Source organism: Nitrosopumilus sp. b1 (assembly GCF_014078545.1).
Classification (GTDB): domain Archaea; phylum Thermoproteota; class Nitrososphaeria; order Nitrososphaerales; family Nitrosopumilaceae; genus PXYB01.
Genome location: NZ_MU078722.1, coordinates 1 through 6,654, shown reverse-complemented (window position 1 = coordinate 6,654; position 6,654 = coordinate 1). Strand labels below are relative to the sequence as shown.

Genomic DNA, 6,654 nt, shown 5'->3' with positions numbered 1-6,654 from the left:
TTGTCTGAAGTTATCCTGTAATCCTAGGTTCTCTGTCAAAGATACTGTTGCTTGTCTGAAGTTGTCGTTGAGACCTAAGTTCTCTGTAAGTGAGATGCCAGAGCGTCTGAAGTTATCGCTAAATCCAAGATTTTCTGTAATTGCCGTGAATTTTAGATCACTGTTTGGCCATGTTACCACATCAAATCTATAGGTTTGAGTTTGTCCTGAATCAGAACGGTATAGTGTAACGGTATTGCTATCGGACAATTCAAGTGCAATTGAACCTCTTGGATATGCTGTTCCGCTTCCAGTAGAACTAGCAGTTTCACCCATAATTGAAGCAAGTTTAGGCGAACCCACACTAGTAATTGATTCGGTAAATGAGTCTTCTTCAGGGCCTCCTGCTGATCTTGAACCTGAAATGTGCTGGACATTCATTACATCACCAATAGTTTGTGTATTCTCAACTACCCATGCAACTGATGTGATATCACTTGGGGTGGATGCACTGCTTTCTAATTCAAAGCTTACAGTGTTTGTAGCAGATAGCCATACTTGGGCTCCCTGCTCATCTAGTCCAGATAAACCATCTCCAGCTCTGTGTTGAACATGTAAGAATGCTCTTGATAGATCATTTACTGCAGTAATGCTTTCAGTCTCTGTTGTTCCAGCAGAAGTATAGGTGTGTTCTGCACGTTGAATCTTCCATTGAGAGCCTGTAAACTCTACTATAGCATATGAGATATCATTTAGGTCACTTCCTGATTCTCCTCTAGTGAAAGTTGCTTTTCCTGGATCAGTAACAGTATTCCATTCAGCAGTTGATAATCCAGTGTTCCAATCAGTTGTAGAGGAATCAACATCACGTGAGTTTTGGCCAGTTATGAATACAACTACATCAGAGTTGTCTGAAACTAGTGATGACAAATCGGTTGCAGTTACAACCTTGTCGCCTAAACCATATGTAACAGTTCCAACTTCACGCACCTTGATTTCAGAGCCTCCATTTGGATCACCCTGATACTCTATAATCTCCCAACAGATTCTGTCATCACTGCCTGGTACAGGAGTGATTGGTCTTGTAAAGTCAATAGAGGTTCCAAGGTTGGATGGGTTACTAATAATTGCAGTAAAGTTTGCTGGTGCATGTGTTCCACCTCCAGATGTTGGTCCGTTACCTGTCAGTCTAGTGCTGACAATTCTAACAAATGCATCTCCAGATGGAGCAGCATAATCTGAACCTGCAGTTATAGTTACAGATGATGAACTGGCAGGTATCACACTACATCCTCGCTGTATTTTGAAATCATTAGTTGGGTCAAACACATCCACAACAGGGTTTCGCAGTCCTAGATTCTCAGTGAAGATGATCTTTGAGAATTGATTGTTGATAATGTCTTGCAGACCAAGTCTTTCTGTTAAAGCGGTAAATTTACCAGATATAGTATCAATGCTATCGGAGAATCCGATATTTTCACTTAGTTTTTTAGTGGATAGAAATGCATTGACGGTACCCTCTTTAATGCCGAGTTTTTCTTCTAGAAATACTGTTTCACCAAATTTGGTTGGCCATTCTACTACATCAAATCTATAGGTTTGAGTTTGACCACTATCAGAACGATAAAGAGTAACAGTATTTGTTGCAGTTAGTTCAAGTGCAATTGCACCTCTTGGGTAAGCTTTTCCACCTCCGCTAGAACGGGCAGTTTCACCCATAATTGATGTTGTATCTAATCCGTCAACTGTTGTGATAGTCTCAGTAAAGACATCCTCATCACTACCACCAGATCTTGAACCTGAAATGTGCTGAACATTCATTACCTCACCAGCAGTTTGTGTGTTCTCAATTACCCATGCTACTGATGTGATATCACTTGGGGTGGATGCGCCACTTTCTAATTCAAAGCTTACAGTGTTTGTAGCAGATAACCACACTTCAGCTCCCTGTTCATCTAGTCCAGAAGAATCAGAACCAACCCTATGTTGAACATGCAAGAATGCCCTTGATAGATCATTTACTGCAGTGATGCTCTCAGTCTCTGTTGTTCCAGCAGAAGTATAGGTGTGCTCTGCACGTTGAATCTTCCATTGACCACCGGTAAACTCTACAACAGCATATGATACATGGTTGTTATCACTCTCTGATGAACCTCTAGTAAATGAAGCCCCTGTTGTACTGCCAATCCATTCTGAAGTTGTATGTACTGCTTCCCAATCATCATTTGATGTTTCGTGGCCATCTTGACCAGTAACAAACACAACAACATCATCATCATCTAGAATTCCAGAAATGGTACCAGTATTAATTGAGGTTTGTGAGCTAAGATATTGTAAAGAACCTGTATCACGAACTTTAAACTCGTTTGGACCATTGGCTGGACCAATATACTCTACAATCTCCCAACATACTCGGTTATCATTAGTGGTACCATCGCGAACAAAGTTAACGGAAGTGCCAATGTTGGATGGATTACTAATGTAGGTAGTGAAATCATTGAGATTTTGAGTATTACCTCCAGAAGTTCTTCCGTTACCAGTAGTTCTGCTGTTTACTATCTTGATAAAAGCATCACTTCCAACAATTTGGTAATCAATACCTTCTGTAATGGTAGCTGATGTTGCTGCATTAGGAATTATAGTACAATCAGATTGTGTTCTAAAGTCATGACTAGAGTTGTATGCATCAGCAAGATCTCTAAATCCTAATTTTTCATTTAGTGAAATATTTTTTGAAGTTGTAAAAACGTCATTAAATCCTAATTTTTCAGATAATGTCTTTTGAGAAACAATTAACTTTACAGTATCTTTTATTCCAAGATTGTCTGATAGTATGGCAGTTCGTCGGTATTGGACTTGTAGTTGGAAGTTAGAAGTGGTTACTGTATTTCCATGGTTCTTGTTGTCTCTGCTTTCATCATTTAGATGCAATCCAACTGCCCACCAGTTAGACACAAGATTTGCCTTCAAGTCATTTGCAGCATTGGATCCCTCCAGACCTAATTTTGCCAATTTGTCTGTAAAGGGTGCTGCAACAGAAGATTGGTTAAGAAATGATGTACCGTTTTTGATATCAGCCCATGATGCTGTTGGGTTGCCAAGGATTGAAGATGGTTGCACCTCAATTGATTTCCAATTAATCTCTCTTTCATCAGTACTTGATGCACTACTCCATCTTGCTGTAACATTTGTGGGAATGGCATCATCTGGAATTGATGTAATATCCCACTCTACTGAAACACGCTGACATGAAGCAGCTGGGTTTGTTTTTGGTACAAAGACCAATGGGCTAACAGTTGTGATTGTAGTAATCGTTGTAGAACAAGTGCTTCCAGTAGAGGTAGCAGTCTTTACTGTTCTTACAGTACCTGAAGTGAATCCAAAGGTAGGATCCAAAAAGGAGGTTTCGCCAGGTTTTACTACCTCAGTGTCCAAGAATTCAATCACTGTTCGTAGTTTTCTGTCTTTCTTCTCAATGCTGACTTTGGAAAACTCTTTCATTGCTTTTGAAAAGTCATAGTTAAGTGGGATTTTGTCATCACTCTTGAGAAGAATTTCTTCAGACTTCCAGTTGTTCTTTAATTTCTCTAATTTTTCGTTTTGTTTTAGACTTTTAAGATAATCTTTTAGTTCTTTGGCAGACTCTTTTTGATCTAATTCTTTTAGGTTTCTGATTGATTCCCTAACATCTTTGAGTTTGTTCTTTATTGTATCCTTTTGTGATTTCACAGATTCCTTGAGTGCCTGAATTCTTCTATCAGAGTCATCCAGCACTTCATCATTTACTACTGTCTCATCTTCTAGATCAATCTCTTCTGTGTTTACACCTTCAAGAATGGAGACGAATCCATACTTAGCATCAGTCTTGTTTTGATCCTTGTTTGTATAGTACAAAAATGCCTCTACAGGTTCATCAATTCTCTTGCCGTAAATTGTTAGGAATTTACCTTGATTATCCTCTCTTAATGCACTGATGAATACACCTGTTGCGTTTTCAGTCTTTGATACGTTACATTCTACAAAGTTTTGTGGTGAGTCCATCCAGTCTTGGTTACCATACTTTTCTTTTACCATCCAATAGTTTTTCTCAACTGCCTCTGGAAGATTTGGATTCTCACGCATCAAACCTTGTTCATAAATTGAGATTGAACAGTCGTTTTTATCAAAACTAAATGGTGCCTGCATAGAGTCTACAATAATTTCATCCGAAGTCTCACTTACAATGTGGTCAACAAATTCTCCAGTTTCTGGATCTTCAATCCATTCAGGCAAACCAAGTGTTACAATTCCAGTACCGTTAGCATATTCTACTTTGTGATAGTCTCGTCCTCTCTCATTAAGAATGATATTTGGATCATCAAAGTTGAATGTAGGTTCTTGCTCATCAACGTGATTTGTTGTTGGCAGAATGGAGTCATATATTCCCAATGTTTCATCTAATTTCACAAATCCCAGAGAATCACCGAGGAATCTTGATAATTGTTCTTCAAGTGATACAATATGGAACTCGATTTCAGTAATATCCTCAATTAGCTCTTGAATTTCTTGCTCAGATGAAGTTGAGTTAAAGTTGATATCAAGAAGTTTTGTGTATGCCTTGTCGATATCTTCCTCGATTGATTCAAGTTCTAATTCGATTGAAGATAATTCAAATTCTTCAGATTCTGTAAGATTATTGTTTGATTCGATCTCAATTAACTGATCATAAAGTCTCTCAGTAGAGTTTTCTAGTGATAATATTCTTGCTTCAATTTCAGAGAATTGGAAAGATTCGGTTGCATTCACTAATGAAAGCTCTACTGAGTCATATACTCCTAAGCTGCTTTCTGGTCGTGGATTTGTCCAGGATACACTTAATGATAGTTCATCTTTGAATCCTAGAATTTCAGAATAGTTTGTGTTATTCTCTAGTTTTGTTACGATTAAGACATCAGAAATTGATACGGATTCAAGTAATTCATGAATTGTTTGGTTTGATTTTGCTGAATCAAGTGTGATCTCCAAAAGGTCAACTAATCCCAGGGTATCCAAAGCGAGTGTTTCAGAAGTATCAGAGTAATTGCCACTTAATACTAGTGTAACAAGATCAGTGATTCCAATTCCTCGTGAAATTATGTAGGTGTCCTCAGATTCGTCTTCTTCATTTGTGTGAAGAATTAATCTTAATTCATCAGACATTGTAAGGATAAATCCGAATTCTACTGGTGCTTTTGGTCCTATTACATCAGTCTTGGTGTAATCATAAAAGATCTCTTGAATCTGTTCTTGAGATAATGCTTCTTTGTAGATTAGTACATCATCTATAAAACCAGAGAATTTGTTTTTGATGCTTGGTTTCTCACGTGTAATGTCAACATAAGCACCAACTACAACATCTGAATCTGTGCTGGCAATCTTTGCATCAACTATTTCAAGTAATCCACCCGTAGTTGAGAATGTATCAGAGAGTGTTTTGGTTGATTCTGCAGTGCCGTTGACATATAGTGTGATGGTTGTTTTGTTAATTACTGCTGCAAGATGCGTCCAGCTGCCCTCCTCAATTGGTGTGACACCCTCTAGGGTTGACCAAGTGATGCCATCAAATATAGAAATTGATGCAATATGTTTAGGTTCGATGATGTTGTTGATTGAGAGATCAAATGAGTTGTGTTTACCAACAACTGTTAGTTTTGTTGCAGCGCCCTTGTAAATTGGGTTTACCCATGATGAGATGGTGATCTTTTCAAGATTTTCGTTTAGTTTTGGATCTTTTATTGGAATAAATGATTCAGTTGTGTTTAGAACTAGAACATTTGATGTTGTATTTGTCATATTAGATATTGATTTTGTGGTGTTTTGTTGTTGAATTTCCTCAATTAGGTCGATCTTTTCCATATCAATGATGTCTTTTTTATCAGATTGACCGGTTGTGACGTTTGTAATTTTGATTTGTGGCAATGATTTGATGTAAATTTCATAGATTTGTTGAGCAGAGAGTACTAGATCATAGATTCTTACATCATCAATAGATCCTGAGAACTTCTTTGCTGATGCGTCTTTACTGCGTTTGTTGTCTACTGTTGCACCAATAGATATTGGTGAGTCTTTTTTATCATTTGATTTCTCTTTGTTTTCGTCATAATTTGATTGTAAAGTGCCTGGTGATGGTTTTGGCTTTTCAATGGTATAGCTGGAGTCTAGAGTTCCATTGAGATAAAGCAGTAATGTATCTCCATCGTATGTTGTAGCAATATGGGACCAATTTTGGCCTAATGTAGAGTTGCTTTGAACAGAATGCCATTTTATGCCATCAAAGACAGAAAATGTTGCAACATGTATAGGATTGATGTTGTTGTTTAATGTTAGGCTAAAGACGTTCTCTTTACTGATTATTGTTAATTCAGAAGATCCTTTTGTGTAGTTTGGCTTGAGCCATGCTGCAATTGTGACATTTGAAATGCTGGTAAGATTTGATGCATCTGTAAAGTATCCATCGCCTGTTAACTCAATTGAAGTGCCGTTAATTCCGTCTTTTCCTATACTTACGGTTCCAACAAAGCTTGATCCATTGACATTGTTGCTGAATTTCCATGAGTTTGTTGCATTTGGCACAATAACTGGTTCAGTTGGTTCTGTGCCGTTGACTGGGATGGTTGTGCCGTTGACTGGGATGGTTGTGCCGTTGACTGGGATGGT

1 protein-coding gene is annotated in these 6,654 nt (G+C 37.9%); it reads right to left on the bottom strand.

Features of this window, described 5'->3' with window-relative positions:
* A partial coding sequence (locus C6988_RS05675) for a LamG domain-containing protein (RefSeq protein WP_182134101.1) occupies nucleotides 1–6,654 on the bottom strand: 6,654 nt, incomplete at both ends.